Annotated in this window: 21 protein-coding genes; 6 read left to right on the top strand and 15 right to left on the bottom strand. The window is 66.6% G+C overall.

Features of this window, described 5'->3' with window-relative positions:
• Positions 1-15 precede the first annotated feature (15 nt).
• Positions 16-3897 (bottom strand): amino acid adenylation domain-containing protein, encoded by a 3882-nt coding sequence (locus ACFOMH_RS07300; protein ID WP_377743588.1) that lies wholly within the window; start codon positions 3895-3897, stop codon positions 16-18.
• A 165-nt stretch (positions 3898-4062) separates the two neighbouring features.
• Here ACFOMH_RS07300 and ACFOMH_RS07305 point away from each other — a divergent pair, with 165 nt between their 5' ends.
• Together ACFOMH_RS07305 and ACFOMH_RS07310 are read left to right on the top strand one after the other, a co-directional pair.
• Entirely contained in the window at positions 4063-4644 is a 582-nt protein-coding gene (locus ACFOMH_RS07305) for a cytochrome b (RefSeq protein WP_377743590.1), read from the top strand.
• Between the two features lie 54 nt (positions 4645-4698).
• The gene (locus tag ACFOMH_RS07310; protein ID WP_374427754.1) at positions 4699-5031 is read left to right on the top strand and encodes a DUF2794 domain-containing protein; all 333 of its coding nucleotides are present in this window, start codon (positions 4699-4701) and stop codon (positions 5029-5031) included.
• A 21-nt stretch (positions 5032-5052) separates the two neighbouring features.
• On the opposite strand, the gene ACFOMH_RS07315 is transcribed toward ACFOMH_RS07310, so the two are convergent.
• From ACFOMH_RS07315 to cobA, 5 genes are all read right to left on the bottom strand, one after another.
• Positions 5053-5850 (bottom strand): crotonase/enoyl-CoA hydratase family protein, encoded by a 798-nt coding sequence (locus tag ACFOMH_RS07315; RefSeq protein ID WP_374427753.1) that lies wholly within the window; start codon positions 5848-5850, stop codon positions 5053-5055.
• Between the two features lie 5 nt (positions 5851-5855).
• Positions 5856-6785 (bottom strand): AEC family transporter, encoded by a 930-nt coding sequence (locus ACFOMH_RS07320; RefSeq protein ID WP_377743591.1) that lies wholly within the window; start codon positions 6783-6785, stop codon positions 5856-5858.
• Positions 6778-7011 carry a sulfurtransferase TusA family protein gene (locus tag ACFOMH_RS07325; RefSeq protein ID WP_374427749.1) on the bottom strand — a complete coding sequence of 78 codons (234 nt, stop codon included), beginning with the start codon at positions 7009-7011 and terminating at the stop codon, positions 6778-6780. The genes ACFOMH_RS07320 and ACFOMH_RS07325 overlap by 8 nt, the downstream gene beginning before the upstream one ends.
• Positions 7008-7520, bottom strand: a complete 513-nt coding sequence (locus ACFOMH_RS07330; RefSeq protein WP_377743593.1) for a DUF2478 domain-containing protein — start codon at positions 7518-7520, stop codon at positions 7008-7010. The genes ACFOMH_RS07325 and ACFOMH_RS07330 overlap by 4 nt, the downstream gene beginning before the upstream one ends.
• 71 nt (positions 7521-7591) lie before the next feature.
• Positions 7592-8329: a uroporphyrinogen-III C-methyltransferase gene (cobA, locus tag ACFOMH_RS07335; RefSeq protein ID WP_374427820.1), complete on the bottom strand. Its 738-nt coding sequence runs from the start codon at positions 8327-8329 to the stop codon at positions 7592-7594.
• A 122-nt stretch (positions 8330-8451) separates the two neighbouring features.
• Between cobA and ACFOMH_RS07340 the strand changes: the two genes are divergently transcribed.
• From ACFOMH_RS07340 to plsY, 3 genes are read left to right on the top strand one after another with little or no spacing between them, the layout of a single operon-like run.
• Entirely contained in the window at positions 8452-9411 is a 960-nt protein-coding gene (locus ACFOMH_RS07340; protein WP_374427744.1) for an aspartate carbamoyltransferase catalytic subunit, read from the top strand.
• The gene (gene pyrC / locus ACFOMH_RS07345) at positions 9408-10679 is read left to right on the top strand and encodes a dihydroorotase (protein WP_377743594.1); all 1272 of its coding nucleotides are present in this window, start codon (positions 9408-9410) and stop codon (positions 10677-10679) included. Before ACFOMH_RS07340 ends, pyrC begins: the two co-directional genes overlap by 4 nt.
• Positions 10676-11263 (top strand): glycerol-3-phosphate 1-O-acyltransferase PlsY, encoded by a 588-nt coding sequence (gene plsY, locus ACFOMH_RS07350; RefSeq protein ID WP_377743595.1) that lies wholly within the window; start codon positions 10676-10678, stop codon positions 11261-11263. The genes pyrC and plsY overlap by 4 nt, the downstream gene beginning before the upstream one ends.
• A 71-nt stretch (positions 11264-11334) precedes the next feature.
• Here the strand turns inward: plsY and ACFOMH_RS07355 are convergent, their stop codons facing one another.
• The 6 genes from ACFOMH_RS07355 to ACFOMH_RS07380 all read right to left on the bottom strand — a co-directional run bounded on the left by ACFOMH_RS07355 (position 11335) and on the right by ACFOMH_RS07380 (position 15884).
• Entirely contained in the window at positions 11335-12210 is an 876-nt protein-coding gene (locus tag ACFOMH_RS07355; protein ID WP_374427094.1) for a 3-hydroxybutyryl-CoA dehydrogenase, read from the bottom strand.
• A gap of 251 nt (positions 12211-12461) precedes the next feature.
• The gene (locus ACFOMH_RS07360) at positions 12462-13388 is read right to left on the bottom strand and encodes an electron transfer flavoprotein subunit alpha/FixB family protein (protein ID WP_377743596.1); all 927 of its coding nucleotides are present in this window, start codon (positions 13386-13388) and stop codon (positions 12462-12464) included.
• Complete coding sequence (locus ACFOMH_RS07365; RefSeq protein WP_377743597.1) at positions 13388-14146, bottom strand: electron transfer flavoprotein subunit beta/FixA family protein; 759 nt, start codon at positions 14144-14146, stop codon at positions 13388-13390. The genes ACFOMH_RS07360 and ACFOMH_RS07365 overlap by 1 nt, the downstream gene beginning before the upstream one ends.
• A 119-nt stretch (positions 14147-14265) precedes the next feature.
• The gene (locus ACFOMH_RS07370) at positions 14266-14838 is read right to left on the bottom strand and encodes a cob(I)yrinic acid a,c-diamide adenosyltransferase (protein WP_377743599.1); all 573 of its coding nucleotides are present in this window, start codon (positions 14836-14838) and stop codon (positions 14266-14268) included.
• Positions 14838-15038 carry a twin transmembrane helix small protein gene (locus ACFOMH_RS07375; protein ID WP_377743600.1) on the bottom strand — a complete coding sequence of 67 codons (201 nt, stop codon included), beginning with the start codon at positions 15036-15038 and terminating at the stop codon, positions 14838-14840. The genes ACFOMH_RS07370 and ACFOMH_RS07375 overlap by 1 nt, the downstream gene beginning before the upstream one ends.
• Before the next feature lie 27 nt (positions 15039-15065).
• A complete protein-coding gene (locus ACFOMH_RS07380; protein WP_377743602.1) occupies positions 15066-15884 on the bottom strand; it encodes an SDR family NAD(P)-dependent oxidoreductase in 819 nt (272 codons plus the stop codon).
• A gap of 100 nt (positions 15885-15984) precedes the next feature.
• Here ACFOMH_RS07380 and parC point away from each other — a divergent pair, with 100 nt between their 5' ends.
• Positions 15985-18213 carry a DNA topoisomerase IV subunit A gene (gene parC / locus ACFOMH_RS07385; RefSeq protein ID WP_377743909.1) on the top strand — a complete coding sequence of 743 codons (2229 nt, stop codon included), beginning with the start codon at positions 15985-15987 and terminating at the stop codon, positions 18211-18213.
• Positions 18214-18278: 65 nt separating this feature from the next.
• On the opposite strand, the gene ACFOMH_RS07390 is transcribed toward parC, so the two are convergent.
• From ACFOMH_RS07390 to ACFOMH_RS07400, 3 genes are all read right to left on the bottom strand, one after another.
• Positions 18279-18434, bottom strand: coding sequence for a hypothetical protein (locus tag ACFOMH_RS07390; protein WP_377743603.1), 156 nt, complete (start codon positions 18432-18434; stop codon positions 18279-18281).
• A 141-nt stretch (positions 18435-18575) separates the two neighbouring features.
• The gene (locus ACFOMH_RS07395; RefSeq protein ID WP_377743605.1) at positions 18576-19214 is read right to left on the bottom strand and encodes a cytochrome b/b6 domain-containing protein; all 639 of its coding nucleotides are present in this window, start codon (positions 19212-19214) and stop codon (positions 18576-18578) included.
• Positions 19214-19687: a c-type cytochrome gene (locus ACFOMH_RS07400; protein ID WP_374427117.1), complete on the bottom strand. Its 474-nt coding sequence runs from the start codon at positions 19685-19687 to the stop codon at positions 19214-19216. Before ACFOMH_RS07400 ends, ACFOMH_RS07395 begins: the two co-directional genes overlap by 1 nt.
• Positions 19688-19709: the final 22 nt, after the last annotated feature.

Raw genomic sequence — 19709 nt, forward strand, 5'->3', positions numbered from 1 at the left:
GGCCGGATCCCCGGCCTAGCCCTGCGCCATGCGCCGCAGAAGTTCGGGCGCGATCAGGGATGACGCCTCGGCCGAGGTCATGTCGGCATGCCGCAGCGGCAGGTCGATCACCTCAAGCCGGGCGGCATAGGGTTGCCACATGGCCGGGCTGAGCGCCGTGCCCTGATGGTCGCGGGCGGCACGGAAATGCACCAGCTTGCCGTCAAAGCGGCTGTGGTGGTGGCCGCGAATCAGGCGATTGGTGCCGGTCACGGTGCGCACCACCCCGTCCAGCACCCGCGTCGGCAGCGCGCCCAGTGCGCTGTCGCCACGGCGCAGGAATTCGACCACGGCATCGCGCGTGTCCAGATCGCGATGGGCATCGGGATCATAACCGGCAATGGCCAGAAGCGCGCGCAGCGCGGTCACCGGATCGGGTTCGGGTTCGTCGCGCCAGGCGTCGCTGGGATAGCTGTCGAACAGGGCGACGGTTCCGATCCGGCGCCCCGCATCCACAAGCTGCACCGCCATTTCCTGGGCCAGAATGCCGCCCACCGACCAGCCGGCAAGATGGACCGGCCCCTGCGGCGCAAGATCGTTCAGCCGCCGCACATAGTCGCGGGCCAGCGCGCCAAGGCTGTCGGGCATCGCCGCATTGGGGTCCAGCCCGGGATGTTGCAGGCCGTAAACCCGGCGCGCGGGCGCGATCCGCCGCGCCAGCATGCGATAACCCCAGGCCAGCCCGCCCGCCGGGTGGATGACGAAAAGCGGCGGTTCGGCCGGGTCGCCATCCGCCAGCAGGATCGCCGGACCCAGCCCGTCATCGCGCGGCGCCCGTGCATCCAGCGCCTGCGCCAGCGCGGCCAGAACCGGCTGTTCAAAGATGGTGCCCAGCCCGGGATCGCGGCCGGTTTCGGTCTCGATCGCCTGCGCCAGCCGCACGGCAGAGAGCGAGTCGCCGCCAAGGGCAAAGAAATCGGCCTCGGCCGGGGCGGGGGCGGAAAGGTGCAGGATCCTGGCGTAAAGCCGTGCCAGCAGGGTCTCGGTCGGCGTATCCGCCGCGCGTCCCGTGGCCAGAAACTCTGGCTCGGGCAGGGCCTTGCGGTCCAGCTTGCCATTCGCGGTGACGGGCAGCGCCGGCAGGGCCACCTCGGCCGAGGGGACCATATAGGCCGGCAGGCGCGCGGCAAGATGTTCGGTCAACAGGCCGGCGCGCCAGCCGTCGCCCGGTACAATATAGGCCACCAGCCGCTTGTCGCCGGCATGATCCTCGCGCGCGACGACGACGGTTTCGCGGGCCAGACCGCTGGCCATGATCGTAGCCTCGATTTCGCCAAGCTCGACGCGCAGGCCACGGATCTTGACCTGATGATCCGAGCGGCCAAGATAGGTCACCGCCCCGTCGCCACCAAGCCGCGCCAGATCGCCGGTCGCGTAAAGGCGGCCCGAGGGGCCGGTAACGAAACGCTCGGCCGTCAGGTCGGGCCGGCCCAGATAGCCGCGCGCGAGCTGTACCCCGCCCAGATACAGGTTGCCCGCCAGTCCCGGCGGCAGCGGGCGCATGCGGTCGTCCAGCACCTCAAGCGTGGTGTTCCAGACCGGAAAACCGATGGGGACCGGGTTCGATGTGTCCGCCGCCGTGGCGGGCCAATAGCTGACATCGACGGCGGCCTCGGTCGGGCCATAAAGATTGTGCAGCTCGGCCCGGATGCGGGCGTGGAAACGGTCGCGCTGATCCGCGGTCAGTTCCTCGCCGGAACAAAAGACGCGGCGCAGCGACAGCCCGTCCGAGGCCGGCGCCGCCAGAAAGGCCGACAGCATCGACGGCACGAAATGCAGCGTGGTGATGGCGCGGTCGCGGATCAGTCGCGCGATCCGGGCGGGATCGCGATGCGCGCCGGGCGGCGCCAGCACCAGCTCGGCCCCGGTGAGCATCGGCAAAAAGAATTCCCACACCGAAACGTCAAATGTCGCGGGCGTCTTTTGCAGGATGCGGTCGGACGGCCCGATACCGTAATGCGCCCGCATCCAGAGCAGGCGGTTGACGATGGCGCGATGCTCGACCGCCACCCCCTTGGGCGCGCCGGTCGATCCCGAGGTAAAGATCACATAAGCCAGATCGCCCGGCCCGGGGCGGGCGGCCGGGCGCCCCTCATCGGGCCAGTCGGGCGGCGTCAACAGGCTGCTTTCCGGCGGAAACAGTCCTGCCAGATCGGGCGTGGTCAGAACCGCCACGGGGTCGGCCTGCGCGAGGATGGCGGCGATCCGTTCGGGCGGGTGGTCGGGATCCAGGGGCAGATAGGCCGCTCCGGCGCGCAAGCAGGCCAGCAGGGCGATGGGCAATTCGGCCGAGCGTTCCATCGCCACCGCCACGATCCGGTCCGGTGCCGCGCCAAGACGTTCCAGCCGCGCCGCCAGTGCCGCGCTGCGCCGGTCAAGCTGGGCAAAGCTCAGCGTGGTGTCGCCAAAGCTCAGCGCCGGGGCGTCGGGGGTCGCGGTCAGCTGTGCCTCGATCAGCGCGGTCAGGGTGGTGTCGGGAATGTCGTGGCGGGCCGCGCGGGCGCGGTCACCGGCGGCGGCGATTTCGGCGGGGCTGGCGGTGGGGATATCGGCCAGCCGCTCGGCGGCCAGCGCGGCGCCGAGAAACGCGATCAGGCGGTCGCCATGGGCCCGCGTTTCGGCCCGTGAATACAGCGCGGGATTGGCGTCGACCTCGAAGATGATGCCGGCATCGGGATCGCCGCGAAAGGTCAGCGTCAGATCGTCGACCGCGCCAGCGCCAAGAATATGCAGTCGGCAATCAAGGCCCGGAAAATGCGGCGGCTTGTCAAAGGGTTGCACATTCACGATCGGGCCGTATAGCCGCCGGGTGCCGCCCACCAGCCCCAGTTCCCGGCGCAAGAGCTCGCTGCGGTAAAGACCGCGGCGGCGGCCCTGCGCCATGCGCCGCGACTGTGCGGCCAACCATTCGGGCAGGGGCGCGTCCTCATCGGGGTCGATGCGAAAGGGCAGGACATTCATGGCCATGCAGGGCAGGTTCGCGATCTTGCGTCCCATCCGCGCCATGAATGGCAGGCCGATCACCGCCGCGCCGCCGGTCCAGCGCGCCAGATAGGCACCGCAGAGCGCGGCCAGCACATCGGGCCAGCCAAGCGCGTGGCGACCGCAATATCCGGCCAGCGCGCTCCGCAGATCCACGGACAACGCGCAGCTGTCGCGCAGAAAGTCGTGCCCGCTGAGCGCGCGGCCCGGCGCGGGGCCGGTGACCTCGGGCAGGTCGGCCAGTTCCGCGTGCCACCAGTCGCGATCCGCCGCGCGGCGGGGCGAGGCGCGATAGGCCGCATCCTCATCCCCGGCAAGCGACAGCGCGCCAAAGGCCTCGGGCGCCGGCGCGCCATCCGTCAGCGCGGCATAATGCGCGGCGATGCGGTTCGTCACCAGCACCATGCCATAGCCGTCAATGGCAAGATGGTGGATGCGTTCGTAAAGCAGGTGATGCTCGGGCCCCAGCACGAACAGGATAAAGGTCGCGGCGGCGTTTTCGGCAAGGTTCAGGGGGCGCTGGCTGTCGGCCTGCATCTGGGCCAGGGCCTGTGCCCGGGCGTCGGGCTGGGCCGAGAGATCGGCAAAGCCCAGCATCGGCGGCAGGCCCGGCGCCTGCCGGGGGCCGCTGCCCGGATCGGCAAAGCGCAGGGACAGGGCCGGCGCCTCGGAGATGGTGCGCGTCACCGCCTGGGCCAGCGCGTTGCGGTCGAGAGGCCCCAGAAGTTCCAGATACTGTCCGGTGTTCAGGATCGGGTTCGCGGGGTCCAGCGCCTGCGCGTACCAAAGCCCCTCTTGCGCCTCGGTCAGGGGGGCGGCGTCTTGCAGCGCGCCGGCCGGCGAGGCAAAGCTGAAGGGCAAAGAGGGGCTGGACATAGGGACAGTTCCGCTGACGGCCATGTTATCGGGGTGCCATGCTTTGCAAACGCTGTGGCTGCGGGTCTTGCCCGGGTCGAGACCGGGGCATAATGATGCAGGGCGTTTTAGTCAACTTTTCCGCGGCTCCATGCCGACCCATCCCAGCCCGGCTTCAGGAGCAACATGTCCCAAGATCATCCCCGGGTCCGGCTGTCCCTTTATGATACGCCCTTGCGTTACGGTCTTGTCACGCGGTTTCTGCATTGGTCGATCGCGGTGCTGATGCTGTGGCAATTCGCCGGCATGACGCTCAAGCTGGTGCTGGGCCGGGTGCCGGTGGCGGCGTTTTTCGTTGGCACGCATCAGAAGGTGGGACTGATCCTTTTCGGGCTGATCGTGCTGCGCCTGATCTGGGCGGGGCTGAACCGGCACCGGCGCCCCGATCATGGCGGCGGGATGCGGGGGCTTGCGGCGCGGCTGGGGCATCTGGCGCTGTATCTGGCGATGCTGATCGTGCCGGGGGCCGCGTTGCTCAGGGCCTATGGCTCGGACAAGGTCTTTGCGCCCTTTGGCGTCGCGATCTTTCCCGCGCAAGAGCCGCCGATCGGCTGGATGGTCACATTGGGCGACCTGCTGCATGGCGAGGGCGCGTGGCTGTTATTGGCGCTGATTGCCGGGCATGTGGCGATGGTCGGCCTGCACGAAGGCATGTGGCGCGACGGCACGCTGGCGCGGATGGCCGGGCGGCCGCGGCGCGATCCCTGAACGCCGAGCTTTTTCGTTGATCGCGGCGCGCGGCGGTGTCACCATTCCGACATGATGAACCTGCCCTTTGGCCTGCCCCCGGACCATGACCGCGTTGCCTTTGACCGGGCCGAGCTGGGCATTATCCTTTCGGTTTATGGCCGCATGGTCGCGGCGGGGGAATGGCGCGACTATGCCATGTCCTTTCTGCGCGATGCGGCGGTTTTTTCGGTGTTCCGCCATGCCGCCGAACATCCGCTCTATCGCATCGAAAAACGGCCCCGGCTGCGCGCGGCGCAGGGGCAATATGCGGTGATCGGCATGGATGGGCGGATCCTCAAGCGCGGGCACGATCTGGCGGTCGTGCTGCGTGTGCTTGAGAAAAAGCTGATCCGCCCGGTTGACTGACCGCGTCGATTTGCCGCGCGCTCAGTCGGGCTTGATCTTGACCGCCGTGCCCTTGGCAAAGGATTCGAGCCGCCCCTTGGCCGCGTCCTGGGTGTTGACGATGCCGGCCAGCGTCGCCTCGGCATAGGCGGCATCCAGCCCGGACATGTTCTGCATGTGCGAAATGCCCGAGCAGATGGCGAAATTCGACAAGGGCGTGTTCCGGGCACAGGCGCGGGCCAGTTCATAGGCCTTGGCCTCGCTGTCGGGGACGCGGTATTGCGCCATGCCCACGGCCACCGCCTCGTCCCCGGAATAAAGCCGCCCGGTTAACATCATGTCGATCATCCGCGCCTTGCCGATCAGCTGCGGCACCCGGATCGTGGCGCCGCCGCCGGTGAACAGGCCGCGCTGTCCCTCGGGCAGGCCGAAATAGGTGGTTTCGTCCATGACCCGGATATGGACCGAGGATGCCAGTTCCAGCCCGCCGCCGACGACCGCGCCCCTGAGCGCGGCGATGACCGGGATGCCGCCATATTCGATCTTGTTGAACGCCTCGTGCCAGCGCAGGCAGATGCGCATGAACTCGGCGGGGCTGCGCTCGGACTGGCCATGTTCGACAAGGTCGAGCCCGGCGCAGAAATGCGGCCCCTCGGCGCGCAGGACGACCGCGCGCGCGCCCGATACCGGCAGCGCCGAGAACAGCGCCACCAGTTCCTCGATGGTGGCTGCGTTCAGGGCGTTGCGTTTCGCGGGGCGGTTCAGGGTGACGGTGGCGATGCCTTCGGCGTCAATGTCGCAAAGCAGGTGCTCAAGCCGGAGGTCGGCGATATCGGGCATGGCGGTCAGCCTTTCGTGATCCAGTGAATGACGGCGGGGACGGTGGCGATGCTGGCCGCCGTCGAAATCAGAATCGCGGCCGAAACGCGATGCGCCGCGACCCCGAAATGCTGGGCAAGGATATAGACATTGCCGGCGACCGGCAGGCTGGCCGCCGCGATCATCACCCCCGCCGCATAGGGTTCGAGCCCAAAGATCAACAGCGCGGTCGCCGCCACCAGCAGCGGATGCAGCACCAGCTTGGCGGTGCTGAGCCAGATCGCCGGGCCCAGCCGCTCGGCCGAGCGTTCGGCAAGGCTTGCGCCGATGGCGAACAGCGCGCCGGGTGTGGCGGCCGCGCCCAGAAGCGCCAGAAATTCACCCAAGGGCGCGGGCATGGGGATATGCAGCTTGGCCCAGATCAGCCCCGCCACCATCGACACGATCATCGGATTGGCGACAATGCCACGCGCCAGCGGAATGAGCGTGGACAGCGTGATCCGCCCCTGTCGCGCCACGGTGATCAACAGCGTGACCAGCGTCGAAAATACCACAAGATCGATGGTCAGCACCATCAGCACCGGCCCGATCGCCGCCGGCCCCAACAGCACCACCAGCATCGGCACGCCCAGAAAGCCGGTATTGCCGGTCATCGCGACATGGGCCTCCATCGCGGCCTGATCCAGCGGCAGGCGCCGCCATTTCGCCACCGCGAATGCCAGCGCCCAAAGCGCCAGCGAGCCGGTCAGATAGGCCAGCACGAAACCCGGATCGAACAATTCGTCGATGTCCAGCGTGGCGGCGAAACGAAACAGCATCGCCGAAAGCGCGAAATAGAACACGAATTTCGTCAGCCAGGCGGTGGCCTGTGCGGGGAAAAACCCGGTCTTGCCCGCCAGCCAGCCGGTGCCGATCAGCAAAAAGAACGGCAGCGTCTTTAGGAATATCTCAAGCATCGGGGCCGCGCTGGACGGTGTATTCGACCTCGCCCGGGGCGGCTTCGCGGGTCGCGATCAGAACATGCCCGGCTTCGGCGCAGAAATGCGGCACGTCGATCATCGCCGCGCGATCCGTCGCGATCAGCGTGACACAGGCCCCCGGCGGCAGCGCCAAAAGCGACTTGCGCAGGCGCAGGACCGGCAGCGGGCAAAGCAGTCCGCGCGCGTCGATCCGCCCCGTCATGCCGCGCGCCGGGTCTTTGCGCGGCACCAGTCAAGCACGGTTTCCGGGCGCAGGGCCTCGGCCAGATCGCCGGCGAATTCGTGAAAGCCGGGCAATTGGTCCACGGGCACCGACAAGAGCACCGGGATATCGCGGGCCAGAGCCTCGGCGATGAAATCGCGAAAGCCGCGGCCATAGGATTCCTGTTTGCCGAACTTGTTCACGATGACCAGATCGGCGCCCCGCGCCAGCACCGCCTCGGCCCGGGCGACGGCCTGTTGCAGCGCGCCGCTGTCCAGCCGGCAGGCGGTCGCATGCGGTCCCAGCGATTGCGAGATGCGGATCGCCGGCCCCGAATCGCCCAGAATCCGAAGATCCATGTCGCAATCATGGCCGGGACCGCGATCCAGATTGTCCTGCACCGCGCCGGCCAGTTTCAGCCCTTGTGCGGCAAGCGTGTCGGCCGTGCCGGCCAAAAGCCGGTCGGCGGCGCCCGCGATATCGTTGACGGTGACAAAGCCCAGCATCATTCCCCCTTGGCCGAGGACCAGAATAGTCGCGGCGGCGGCGGGTGCAACACGATGCGCCCGCCATCGCGCCCCTATTGCGTGGCGGCATCCGTTTGCGCCAATGGCCCATAGAGGATCAGCGCCGGATGCGGGCTTGGCCCCTCGGCCGCCAGCAGCTTGGCCAGTTCGGCGACGGTCGTGCGGATCAGACGCTGATGCGGGTGGCCGACGGCCTCGGCCAAAAGGGCGGGGGTGTCCGGCGGCAGGCCATGTTCGATCAGCGACGCGGCCATGGCCGGGAATGTCCGCTGCCCCATAAAGACCACGGTCGTGGCGTGATCGTCGGCCAGCGCCGCCCAGTTCTGATCGGCGGGAAGGCCCCCGGTCACATCGGCGCCGGTGACGAATTGCAGCCGTCGCGCCGTCAGCCGCCGGGTCAGCGGCAGCCCCGCCACCGCCGCCGCCGCCATGGCCGAGGGCACGCCGGGCACGATCTCATAGCCGATCCCGGCCTCGCGCAGCGCGGTCAGTTCCTCCTCCAGCCGCCCGAACAGGCCCGAATCGCCGGATTTCAGCCGCACCACATGGCGGCCCGCCCGCGCATGTTCGACCAATAGTGCATTGACGCTTTCCTGCTTGGCCGAGGGGCGGCCGGCGCGCTTTCCGACCGCGATCAGCTCGGCCTGCGGCCCGGCCTGTTCCAGCACCGGCCCCGAGGCCAGATCGTCATAAAGCACCACATCCGCCGCCTGCAGCCGCCGGATGGCGCGCATGGTCAAAAGCTCGGGATCGCCGGGACCCGATGAAACGAAACTGACCATGCCCTTCATATCCTGCATCCTTTCGCGATGCGGCAATTTCCATGCCTTGGCAAGCCCCCGCGCGGTCGCTGCTTGCCGCCCCGCCGCGCATTTGCGATAGAGGACACAACCGAACCGGGGGACCCAAATTCATGTTCCGTGCCCGCCATCTTTTGGGGATCGAGCCGCTTCATCCCGTTGAAATCACCACGCTTCTTGATCTGGCCGAAACCTATGTCGACCTGAACCGGCGTACGGTCAAGCATTCCGACGCCTTGGAGGGCATGACCCAGATCAACATGTTCTTCGAAAATTCGACCCGCACCCAGTCCAGTTTCGAACTGGCCGGCAAGCGGCTGGGCGCGGATGTGATGAACATGTCGATGCAGACCAGCAGCGTGAAAAAGGGCGAAACCCTAATCGACACCGCGCTGACGCTGAACGCCATGCATCCCGACCTGCTGGTGGTGCGCCATCCCGAATCCGGGGCGGTCGATCTTTTGGCGCAAAAGGTGAATTGCGCCGTCATCAATGCCGGCGACGGCCGCCACGAACATCCGACGCAGGCCCTGCTGGACGGGCTGACCATCCGCCGCGCCAAGGGGCGTCTGCACCGCCTGACCGTGGCGATCTGCGGCGATATCGCCCATAGCCGGGTCGCGCGCTCGAACCTGTTTCTGCTGGGCAAGATGGAAAACCGGCTGCGCCTTGTCGGGCCGGCGACCCTGATGCCCGCCGGTGCGCGCGACTGGGGCTGCGAGGTCTATGAGGACATGCACGAAGGCCTCAAAGGGGCCGATGTGGTGATGATGCTGCGCCTGCAAAAGGAACGTATGGATGGCGGGTTCATCCCGTCCGAGCGGGAATATTACCACCGCTGGGGGCTGGATGCCGAAAAGCTGGCCCTGGCCGCGCCCGATGCCATCGTCATGCATCCCGGTCCGATGAATCGCGGCGTCGAAATCGACGGCACCATCGCCGACGACATCAACCGGTCCGTCATTCAGGATCAGGTCGAAATGGGTGTCGCCGTGCGCATGGCCGCGATGGATCTTCTGGCGCGCAATCTGCGCGCCGAACGCGGCGCCAAAGCCTCGGAGATGATGGCATGATCACGCATTTCCAGAACGCCCGCCTGATCGACCCCGAAGCGCTGACCGACGAACCGGGCAGCCTGACCATCCGCGACGGACGCATCGAGGCTGTGGGCGCCGAGGCCCCCGAGGGCGCCGAACTGATCGATTGCGGCGGCAAATGCCTTGCCCCCGGGCTGATCGACTGGGGTGTCAAGATCGGCGAGCCGGGCGAACGCCACAAGGAAAGCTTTCGCAGCGCCGGCCTTGCCGCCGCCGCCGGGGGGGTGACGACGATCGTTGCGCGCCCCGACACGCAGCCGCCCATCGACACCCCGGAATCGCTGGAATTCGCCACCCGACGCGCCGCCGATGCGCCGGTCAATATCCGCCACATGGCCGCCCTGACCCGCGCCCGCGCCGGACGTGAAATGGTCGAGATGTCGTTTTTGCAGGATGCCGGCGCGGTGGCCTTTACCGATGGTGTGCGCGTGGTCGCCGATGCCCGGCTGATGTCGCGCTGCATGACCTATGCGCGCGGCCTTGGCGCGCTGATCGTCGGCCATCCGCAGGAACCGGTTCTGTCAAAGGGCACGGCCGCGACCAGCGGCAAGTTCGCCTCGCTTTACGGGCTGCCCGCCGTTTCGCCCATGGCCGAGGTGATGGGGCTGGACCGCGACCTTGCGCTGGTGGCGATGACCGGCGCGCGCTATCACGCCGACCAGATCACGGTGGCCGCCAGCCTGCCGGCGCTTGGCCGCGCGCGCGCGGCGGGGCTGGATGTGACCGCCGGGATCTCGATCCACCATCTGACGCTGAACGAATATGATGTCGGCGGCTACCGGACGTTTTTCCGCTTTACCCCGCCCCTGCGATCCGAGGACGACCGGCTTGCCATGATCGAGGCCGTGGCCGGGGGCGTGATCGACATTATCGCAAGCTTTCACACCCCGCAGGACGAGGAATCGAAGCGCCTGCCCTTTGCCGAGGCGGCGCCGGGCGCGGTCGGGCTGCAAACCCTGCTGCCGGCGGCGATGCGGCTTTATCAGCAGGGCGGGCTGAGCCTGCCGCAGCTTTGGCGCGCGATGTCGTTGAACCCGGCGAAGCGGCTTGGGCTGGATGCCGGCCGGCTCGGCGCCGGCACCCCCGCCGATCTGGTGCTGTTCGATCCCGATGCGCCCTTTGTCCTCGACCGCTTCACGCTGCGCTCGAAATCCAAGAACACCCCCTTTGACGGCGCCCGGATGGAGGGGCGGGTGCTGGGCACCTGGGTCGCCGGCCAACGCGTCTATGGAGGTGAGCCATGACCAGCCTGATCCTTTGGGCCGTGATCGGCTATCTGCTGGGCTCGGTCCCCTTTGGCATCGTGATCACAAGGATGCTGGGTCTGGGCGATCTGCGCCAGATCGGATCGGGCAATATCGGCGCGACCAATGTGCTGCGGACAGGCAACAAACCTGCCGCGCTGGCGACGCTTCTGCTGGATTCCGGCAAGGGTGCCATCGCGGTCCTGCTGGCGCGCGCGCTCGCTGGCGACGGAGCGGCGCTGATCGCGGGTGCGGCGGCCTTCCTTGGCCATCTTTATCCGGTCTGGCTGAACTTCAAGGGCGGCAAGGGGGTCGCGACATTTCTGGGCACGCTGCTGGCGCTGGACTGGCGACTGGGCCTTGGGGCCTGCGCGATCTGGCTGGTGACGGCATTGCTGACGCGCATTTCGTCGCTTTCGGCGCTGGTGGCCGCCGCTTTGTCGCCGCTGGTGGCGCTTTGGCTCGACGGCCCGCGTCTCGCGCTGGTGGTGGCCTTCATGGCGGTGCTGATCTTCATCCGCCACCGGGCCAATATCGCCCGTATCAGGACCGGAACCGAACCCCGGATCGGCAAAAAGACCTGATCTCTTTCATGTAAAAATATCCTCGGGGGTCCGGGGGCAGACAGCCCCCGGATGGTGACGCCGGATCCGTGTTACCGGGTCGGAACCGGAACCTCGCCGGAATAGTCGTAGAAGCCGCGTCCGGTCTTGCGCCCCAGCCAGCCGGCCTCGACATATTTCACCAAAAGCGGACAGGGCCGGTATTTGCTGTCGGCCAGCCCGTCATAAAGCACGTTCATGATCGCCAGACAGGTATCCAGCCCGATGAAGTCGCCCAGCTCCAGCGGGCCCATCGGCCAGTTGGCGCCCAGCTTCATCGACTGGTCGATGGATTTCACCGAACCGACCCCCTCGTAAAGCGTATAGACCGCCTCGTTGATCATCGGGATCAGGATGCGGTTGACGATAAAGGCCGGATAGTCCTCGGCACTGGCGGCGGTCTTGCCGATCTTTTCGACCACTTCGACCAGCGCGTCATAGGTCGGCTGATCGGTGGCGATGCCGCGGATCAGTTCGACCAGCTGCATCACCGGCACCGGATTCATGAAGTGAAAGCCCATGAATTTTTCCGGCCGGTCGGTGCGGCTGGCCAGCCGCGTGATCGAGATCGACGATGTGTTCGAGGTCAGGATCGTTTCCGGTTTCAGATGCGGCAGCAGATCCTCGAAGATGGCCTGTTTGACGGTCTCGCGCTCGGTCGCGGCCTCGATCACCAGATCGGTCTTGCCCAGATCGGAAAGTTGCAGCGTGGTCTTGATGCGGGCCATGGCGGCTGCCTTTTCGGCCGCGGTGATGCGCTCTTTGCCGACCTGACGTTCCAGATTGTGGTCGATGAGCGCGACTGCCTTGTCCAGCGCATCGCGCGAGATGTCGGTCATCAGAACGTCATAGCCCGCCAGTGCAAAGACATGCGCGATTCCGTTGCCCATCTGTCCGGCGCCGATCACGCCCACCAATTGAATTGTCATCTGTTCCGCCTCTGCTTGCCCGTCCGGGCGTGAATGCGGCGACGATAGGGGCAGGGGCGGGGGCGTTTCAACGTGAAACTTGTGCCTGTCGCAGCGTCGCATGGGGGCATGGACGGGGCCGCGATCCCGGTTCGCGGGTGGCCGAAACGGAAACTGCCCGGCAGGGCCGGGCAGTTCGGTGGTTTTCCCGGATGGGGCTCTGCCCCGTCGCCTGACGGCGACTCCCCGGGATATTTGGACATGAAAGATGTCTAGAGCTTTTCGGTCAGTTCCGGCAGCACGGTGAAGAGATCGCCCACGAGGCCGTAATCGGCGATCTGGAAGATCGGGGCCTCTTCGTCCTTGTTGATGGCGACGATGACCTTCGAATCCTTCATCCCCGCAAGGTGCTGGATCGCGCCCGAGATGCCGACGGCGACATAGAGTTCCGGCGCCACGACCTTGCCGGTCTGGCCGACCTGCCAGTCGTTCGGCGCATAGCCCGAATCGACGGCCGCGCGGGATGCGCCGACCGCGGCGCCCAGCTTGTCGGCGAGTTTCTCGATGATCTCGAAGCTGTCTTTCGAGCCGACGCCGCGCCCGCCCGAGACCACGCGTTTGGCCGAGGTCAATTCCGGGCGGTCGCTTTCGGCGACCTCATCGGCGACCCATGCGGACAGCGCGGGATCGGCGGCGGGGGCCGCATCGGCGAGATTGGCCGCGCCACCTTCGCCGGCCGCATCGAAGCTGGCCGTGCGGATGGTGAAGACCTTTTTCGCGTCTTTCGATTTCACCGTCTGGATGGCGTTGCCGGCATAGATCGGGCGCTCGAAGGTGTCGGCATCGATCACCGCCGAAACATCCGAAATCACCATCGCGTCCAGAAGCGCCGCCACGCGTGGCATGACGTTTTTCGCATCCGTGGTCGCCGGCGCCGCGATATGGCTGTAATCACCCGCGAGCGACACCATCAGCGCCGCCGTGGGTTCGGCCAGACGGTGACCGTAAAGCGGGTTTTCCGCCACCAGAACCCGGGCCACGCCCGCGATTTTCGCGGCTTCGGCCGCCGCATCCCTGGCCGAGGCACCGGCGCAGAGTACCGTCACATCGCCAAGCGCCTTGACCGCGTTCACGGCCTTGGCCGTGGCATCGCGGTTCAACTCGCCACCCGTGACTTCACCCAGCAGAAGAACAGCCATCAGATCACCCCCGCTTCTTTGAGTTTGCCGACCAGTTCGTCGACCGAGCCGACCTTGATCCCGGCCTTGCGGCCTTCGGGTTCGCGGGTCGAGACGATTTCGAGGCGCGGGCTGGGATCGACGCCGTAATCGGCGGGCGTCTTTTCATCCAGCGGCTTTTTCTTGGCCTTCATGATATTGGGCAGCGAGGCATAGCGCGGCTCGTTCAGGCGCAGGTCGGCGGTGACGACCGCCGGCAGCTTGACGCTGATCGTCTGAAGGCCGCCGTCCACCTCGCGCGTGACCTTGGCGGCGCCGCCGTCGATTTCCAGCTTGCTGGCAAAGGTCGCCTGACCCCAGCCCAGAAGCGCGGCCAGCATCTGGCCGGTGGCGTTCATGTCGTTGTCGATCGCCTGTTTGCCGGCGATCACCAGTTCGGTGCCTTCGGCCTTGGCGACGGCGGCCAGGATCTTGGCCACGGCCAAGGGTTCGATGTCCTGCTGCACGTCATCGGCGGCAACGACCAGAATGGCGCGATCCGCCCCCATGGCCAGCGCCGTGCGCAGTGTTTCCGCCGCCTGCTTGACGCCGATCGAGACGGCGATGACCTCATCGGCCTTGCCCGCCTCTTTCAGGCGGATCGCCTCTTCGACCGCAATTTCGTCGAACGGGTTCATCGACATCTTCACATTCGCAAGATCGACGCCGGGCCCGTCCGCTTTGACACGGGCCTTAACGTTATAGTCGATCACGCGCTTCACTGGCACGAGAACCTTCATGGCCTCTCCCCTTTGGTTGCGTCACCTGTTCGGAGGGTTTGTTAGCGGGCCATGGGCTTCATTGACAGGGAAAAAATGACTGCGGGGCGTCGTTACGCAACGATCCTGCAATGTTGACGCTAACGACTTGCCCCCGGCACCCAGAGGATGTCCAGCGCGCCGTCATCATTGGCCACGCGCCCGGCCACGAAGAGCCAGTCCGACAGCCGGTTCAGATATTTGATCGCCGCCGGATTGGCATCGGCATGGGCGGCAAGGGCGGTGGCGGCGCGTTCGGCCCGGCGCGCCACCGTGCGCGACAGGTGCAGATGCGCGGAAAGCGCGCTGCCGCCGGGCAGGATGAAGCTGCGCAGCGGTTCCAGCGCGGCGTTCATCGCGTCGATTTCGGCCTCGAGCCGGTCCACCTGCGGCTGGATGATGCGCAGCACCGGATAGGGGGCGTCGCCATCGCGGTCCATATGCGGGCGCGACAGATCCGCGCCAAGGTCGAAAAGATCGTTCTGGATCACCGCGATCCGCGCCGCCATCTCGCCCGTGGCATGAAGCCGCGCCAGACCCAGCGTGGCGTTCAACTCGTCCACGGTGCCATAGGCTTCGACCCGCAGGGAATGCTTGGGCACGCGCGTGCCGTCCGAAAGCGCCGTTTCACCCTTGTCGCCGGTGCGGGTGTAAATCCTGTTCAGAACGACCATCAGCTGCCCCTTGCCCAAAGGTAAAGCAGAAACACCGCGATGGCGACGGCCTGCGCGATCAGGCGCCAGCGCATCATGCGGTTGCCGTGCTTGCGGTTGAATTCGCCGCCCCGCGCAAAGCCGCCGATGCCGATGGCCAGAATGACCACCACCGCAAGGCAGCAGACGGCAAGCAGGATCAGCAGGGGTTTGTCATGCATGGGGGTGCCTTTCTTTCGGCGCAGAGCCTAGCTGCGGCGCGCGAACCAGTCCAGTGCGCGCGTGGGCAGAAGCCGGCGCCCGATCCCGGCGATATATGTCGGCGTTGTGACATAATAGCGCGGGCGGGGGGTCCGGCTTTCCAGCGCATGGGCGATCTTTTCGCTGACCGCGCGGGGCGGCAGCTCGAAGCGGTCCTTTTTCGCCGATGGCTCATAAAGGCGCCTGAGCAGGGTCTGGCGGTACTGATCGGCGCGGGGGCTGGCCTGCCAGTCGATCCATGTCTCGAAATGCGGGATCGAGTTCAGACGGATGCGGGTGCCGATCGGGCCCGGCTCGATCAGGATCACCTTGACCGGGGTGTCGGCCATTTCGACGCGCAAGACGTCGGTCAGCCCCTCAAGCGCGAATTTGGTCGCCACATAGGCGCCGCGCCACGGGATCCCCGCCAGCCCCAGGACCGAGCTGATATTGACGACGCGGCCGCCGTTTTCGCGAAAATGCGGCAGGAAATGCCGGGTCAGGTCATGGGTGCCGAAAAGGTTCGCCTCGAAGATCGAGCGCAGGGCGCCGCGCGGCAGATCCTCGACCGCGCCGGGAATGGCGAAGGCGCCGTTATTGACCAGCGCGTCGACCGGCCCCATGGCCAGCGCCGCCTGCGCGCAGGCGGCCACGCTGGCCTCGTCGCCCAGTTCCAGGTGCAGCGTGTCGAAACCTTCGGCGCGGCGGGCCTCGATATCCTCGGGGCGGCGGCAGGTGGCGATGACGCGCCAGCCGCGGCCGCGCATGTGACGGGCCGCATCCAGCCCGATGCCCGACGAACAGCCTGTGATCAGAACGGTTTTCATGCGCCCCCCCTTTGGCGCGGGTTTTGCGACATGGCGGGCGGGCGCGCAAGCGGCGCATTTCCGGCTGGACCCGGCCCACGCGCGGGCCTATCACGCATCCATGTCAGACGATCCGAACATTCCCGATCCGAACGCGGATCAGACCAGTTCCGAACCCCTGTCGCGCGCCATTGGCGAGCGTTACCTGACCTATGCGCTGTCGACGATCATGCATCGCGCGCTGCCCGATGCCCGCGACGGGCTGAAGCCGGTGCATCGCCGCATCCTTTACGCGATGCGCGAATTGCGGCTGTCGCCCACCGGCGCGTTCCGCAAATCGGCCAAGATCACCGGCGATGTGATGGGCAACTATCACCCGCATGGGGACGCCGCGATCTATGACGCGATGGCGCGGCTCGCACAGCCCTTTGCCATGCGCTATCCGCTGGTCGACGGTCAGGGGAATTTCGGCAATATCGACGGCGACAACCCCGCCGCCAGCCGCTATACCGAGGCCCGCCTGACGGCCGCCGCCGAGGCCCTGATGGAGGGGCTGGGCGAGGATGCGGTCGATTTCCGCCCGAATTATGACGGCACGCTGGAAGAACCCATCGTGCTGCCCGCCGCCTTCCCGAACCTTTTGTGCAACGGCGCAAGCGGCATCGCGGTCGGCATGGCCACGAACGTGCCGCCCCATAACCTGCACGAGGTCATCGACGCCTGCCTGCATCTGATCAAGTCGCCCGATGCGCGGGACGAGACGCTGGTTTCCATCATCCCCGGCCCGGACTTCCCGACCGGCGGCGTCTTGGTCGAGGATCGCGCCACCATCGCCGAGGCTTACCGCACCGGGCGCGGCAGCCTGCGCCTGCGGGCGCGCTGGACGCGCGAGGATCTGGGCCGCGGCAACTGGCAGGTCGTGGTCACCGAAATCCCCTATCAGGTGCAGAAATCCAAGCTGATCGAGCGTCTGGCCGAGCTGATCCAGACCAAGAAGATCCCGATCCTGGCCGATGTGCGCGACGAATCCGCCGAGGATATCCGCATCGTGCTGGAACCCCGCGCCCGCACCGTCGATGCCGATCAGATGATGGCCGCGCTGTTTCGGATGTCCGACCTCGAGATCCGCTTCGGGCTGAACATGAACGTGCTGATCGACGGCCGCGTGCCCAAGGTCTGTTCCCTGAAAGAGGTGCTGCGCGCGTTTCTGGACCACCGGCGCGAGGTGCTGGTGCGGCGCTCGAACTATCGGCTGGACAAGATCGCCGCCCGGCTCGAGGTGCTCGAAGGCTATATGATCGCCTTTCTGAACCTGGACCGCGTGATCGAGATCATCCGCTACGAGGACGATCCGAAATCGGTGATGATGGCCGAATTCAAGCTGTCCGAGGTGCAGGTCGAGGCGATCCTGAACATGCGCCTGCGCGCGCTGCGCCGGCTTGAGGAAATGGAACTGCGCGCCGAGCACGAGACCCTGACCGCCGAGCGCGCCGCCTTGCAGGCCATGCTCGCCGATGAGGGCAGCCAGTGGTCGCGCATCGCCGAAGAGCTGCGCGAAACGCGCGGCAAGTTCGGCAAATCCGCCCCCGGCGGCCTGCGCCGCACCGAAATCGGCGAGGCGGGCGCCGTGGCCGAGATCGACATGGACGCGATGATCGAGCGCGAGCCGGTCACCGTCATCCTGTCCCAGATGGGCTGGATCCGCGCGATGAAGGGGCATCAGCCGCTGGACGCCGAGGTCAAGTTCAAGGATGGCGACGGCCCGTTCATGGCGCTGCATGCGGAAACCACCGACAAGCTGATGATATTCGGGGCCAATGGCCGGTTCTATACGCTGCCGGCCAATAACCTGCCCGGCGGGCGCGGCATGGGCGAACCGCTGCGGCTGATGATCGACCTGCCCAATGATGCGGCGGTGATCGACATGTTCCCGTGGCGGGATGGCGGGCGGTATCTGGTCGCGTCCAAGGCCGGGGATGGCTTTGTCGTGGGTGCGGCCGATATTCTGGCCCAGACCCGGTCCGGCAAGCAGGTGCTGAACGGCGATGCGCTGCTTTGCCGCGCGGTCAGCGGCGATCACGTCGTCACCGTGGGCGAGAACCGCAAGATGCTGGTATTCCCGCTGGCCGAGCTGCCCGAAATGGGCCGGGGCAAGGGCGTGCGCCTGCAAAAGTTCAAGGATGGCGGGCTGTCGGATGCGGTCTGCATCACCCTTGCCGAAGGGCTGCGCTGGCAGGAAAGCGGCGGTCGCACCCGGCACGAACCCGATCTGGCCGCGTGGCTGGGCAAGCGGGCGGGCGCGGGCTACATGGCGCCGCGCGGCTTTCCCCGCGACAATAAATTCAACTGACCCGACCGATACCGGGGCCTGAAATGCACAAGGGCGGCACCACGGTGCCGCCCTTTGCCGTTCGGTCAGACGCTGCCCTTGGGCGCCTTGATCACCGGTGTTTCGGTGCCCGTCGAAGCCGTGGTGTCATGTGGCTTGTTCTTGCCCACGCAGTCGGCAAATGCCGGCAGCGCGGTCAGCGACAGGGTCAATGCGGCAAGCGCAGCGAAGATCTTGGTCATGTCGGCATGCTCCTTTCGTGAAAGTTACACGTCGGGGCGGTGACGAAGATTGCGTGAACACAGGCACCCCAAAAGGCGCCCCGTTCCTTCGGCGACCGTAAGGTAACGCTGACATGACGGGGTGATTCGATCAACGCCCCGTCACGGGCCGGGCCGTTCACCATCCGGTGTGCGCGATTGCGCGCCGAAGGCCGCGGCGGCGTCCTCGGGGATTTCCTTGATCCCGGTCAGCATCGGGGTGATCAGATCCTCGTGCTTCCAATGGCGGTAAAACAGGATCACCCCCAGATGCATCAGCACAAGGATCAGGATCAGGTTGGCGCCCAGCTCGTGCCAGCCCACCGCCGCGCTGCGGGTCGCCGCGCTGACATGTTTGGCCAGCGGGCCGACATTGATGTAATCGTCGGGATCCGAAATCAGCCCGGTGGTGACCTGTGTCGCCAGCGCCGCCAGCATGGCGATCACCGACAGCGCGCCCAGCGGGTTATGGCCGGGCCAATGGCTGGGCCGGCGCATGAGCATATGCCCGGCATAGTCGCGGATCGCGCCCGGCCCGCGCAGGAAATGCGCGAACCGCGCCGGCGCCGGGCCGACAAAGCCCCAGATCAGGCGAAAGATCAAAAGCCCGGCGATGGCATAACCGCTCCAGAAATGCAGGGTCATCTTGGCCGGGCCGAATTGTCCCAGACACCAGCTGAGCGTCACGAAAAATGCCAGCGACCAGTGGAACCCGCGCAAAAGCGGGTCCCACAGCCGGATCTTGCGCGACCCGCCGGCCATCAGCTTTTTTCGCGATAGCTGTCGTGGCAGGCCTTGCAGGCGGCGCCGATCTTGCCGACCACGGCGCCGGCCTTGTCGGCCCCGCCCTTGACCGCCTCCGAGGCGCCGGTGGCGGCCTCGGCAAGGCCCGCGAACTTGGCGCGGAAATCGTCCATATTGGTCCAGATATCGGGCTTGGCGGCGGTTTCCTCGCTGGTCTGGCCACGGCCGCTGCCCTCGATGAACAGGCTGGGCAGGTCGTATTGGGTCAGGGCCTCGATATTGGCGGCGGCGCGGCTGGCGGCGGCCTCGTCATAGGCGATGTCGCCCTTGGCCATGCCGGCCAGCTGGCCCATGTTGATCGCCAGCATCTGATAGAAGCCCTTGCGAGCCTCGATCGCCTGATGAATGGGGTCTTCGTCCTGGGCGATCGCGGTCAGCGGGATCGCGGCCATCGCGGCGGCGCTCAGCATGGCGGTCACAATATATCGCATGTCGTCATCCTTTCTGTGGCAT

Source organism: Paracoccus mangrovi (assembly GCF_042648425.1).
In the GTDB taxonomy this organism is placed as follows: domain Bacteria; phylum Pseudomonadota; class Alphaproteobacteria; order Rhodobacterales; family Rhodobacteraceae; genus Paracoccus; species Paracoccus mangrovi.

Coding starts and splice junctions, on each gene's coding strand:
- ACFOMH_RS07300 (WP_377743588.1), bottom strand. CDS start 3,897: ATGTCCAGCCCCTCTTTGCCCTTCAGCTTTGCCTCGCCGGCCGGCGCG.
- ACFOMH_RS07305 (WP_377743590.1), top strand. CDS start 4,063: ATGTCCCAAGATCATCCCCGGGTCCGGCTGTCCCTTTATGATACGCCC.
- ACFOMH_RS07310 (WP_374427754.1), top strand. CDS start 4,699: ATGAACCTGCCCTTTGGCCTGCCCCCGGACCATGACCGCGTTGCCTTT.
- ACFOMH_RS07315 (WP_374427753.1), bottom strand. CDS start 5,850: ATGCCCGATATCGCCGACCTCCGGCTTGAGCACCTGCTTTGCGACATT.
- ACFOMH_RS07320 (WP_377743591.1), bottom strand. CDS start 6,785: ATGCTTGAGATATTCCTAAAGACGCTGCCGTTCTTTTTGCTGATCGGC.
- ACFOMH_RS07325 (WP_374427749.1), bottom strand. CDS start 7,011: ATGACGGGGCGGATCGACGCGCGCGGACTGCTTTGCCCGCTGCCGGTC.
- ACFOMH_RS07330 (WP_377743593.1), bottom strand. CDS start 7,520: ATGATGCTGGGCTTTGTCACCGTCAACGATATCGCGGGCGCCGCCGAC.
- cobA (WP_374427820.1), bottom strand. CDS start 8,329: ATGAAGGGCATGGTCAGTTTCGTTTCATCGGGTCCCGGCGATCCCGAG.
- ACFOMH_RS07340 (WP_374427744.1), top strand. CDS start 8,452: ATGTTCCGTGCCCGCCATCTTTTGGGGATCGAGCCGCTTCATCCCGTT.
- pyrC (WP_377743594.1), top strand. CDS start 9,408: ATGATCACGCATTTCCAGAACGCCCGCCTGATCGACCCCGAAGCGCTG.
- plsY (WP_377743595.1), top strand. CDS start 10,676: ATGACCAGCCTGATCCTTTGGGCCGTGATCGGCTATCTGCTGGGCTCG.
- ACFOMH_RS07355 (WP_374427094.1), bottom strand. CDS start 12,210: ATGACAATTCAATTGGTGGGCGTGATCGGCGCCGGACAGATGGGCAAC.
- ACFOMH_RS07360 (WP_377743596.1), bottom strand. CDS start 13,388: ATGGCTGTTCTTCTGCTGGGTGAAGTCACGGGTGGCGAGTTGAACCGC.
- ACFOMH_RS07365 (WP_377743597.1), bottom strand. CDS start 14,146: ATGAAGGTTCTCGTGCCAGTGAAGCGCGTGATCGACTATAACGTTAAG.
- ACFOMH_RS07370 (WP_377743599.1), bottom strand. CDS start 14,838: ATGGTCGTTCTGAACAGGATTTACACCCGCACCGGCGACAAGGGTGAA.
- ACFOMH_RS07375 (WP_377743600.1), bottom strand. CDS start 15,038: ATGCATGACAAACCCCTGCTGATCCTGCTTGCCGTCTGCTGCCTTGCG.
- ACFOMH_RS07380 (WP_377743602.1), bottom strand. CDS start 15,884: ATGAAAACCGTTCTGATCACAGGCTGTTCGTCGGGCATCGGGCTGGAT.
- parC (WP_377743909.1), top strand. CDS start 15,985: ATGTCAGACGATCCGAACATTCCCGATCCGAACGCGGATCAGACCAGT.
- ACFOMH_RS07390 (WP_377743603.1), bottom strand. CDS start 18,434: ATGACCAAGATCTTCGCTGCGCTTGCCGCATTGACCCTGTCGCTGACC.
- ACFOMH_RS07395 (WP_377743605.1), bottom strand. CDS start 19,214: ATGGCCGGCGGGTCGCGCAAGATCCGGCTGTGGGACCCGCTTTTGCGC.
- ACFOMH_RS07400 (WP_374427117.1), bottom strand. CDS start 19,687: ATGCGATATATTGTGACCGCCATGCTGAGCGCCGCCGCGATGGCCGCG.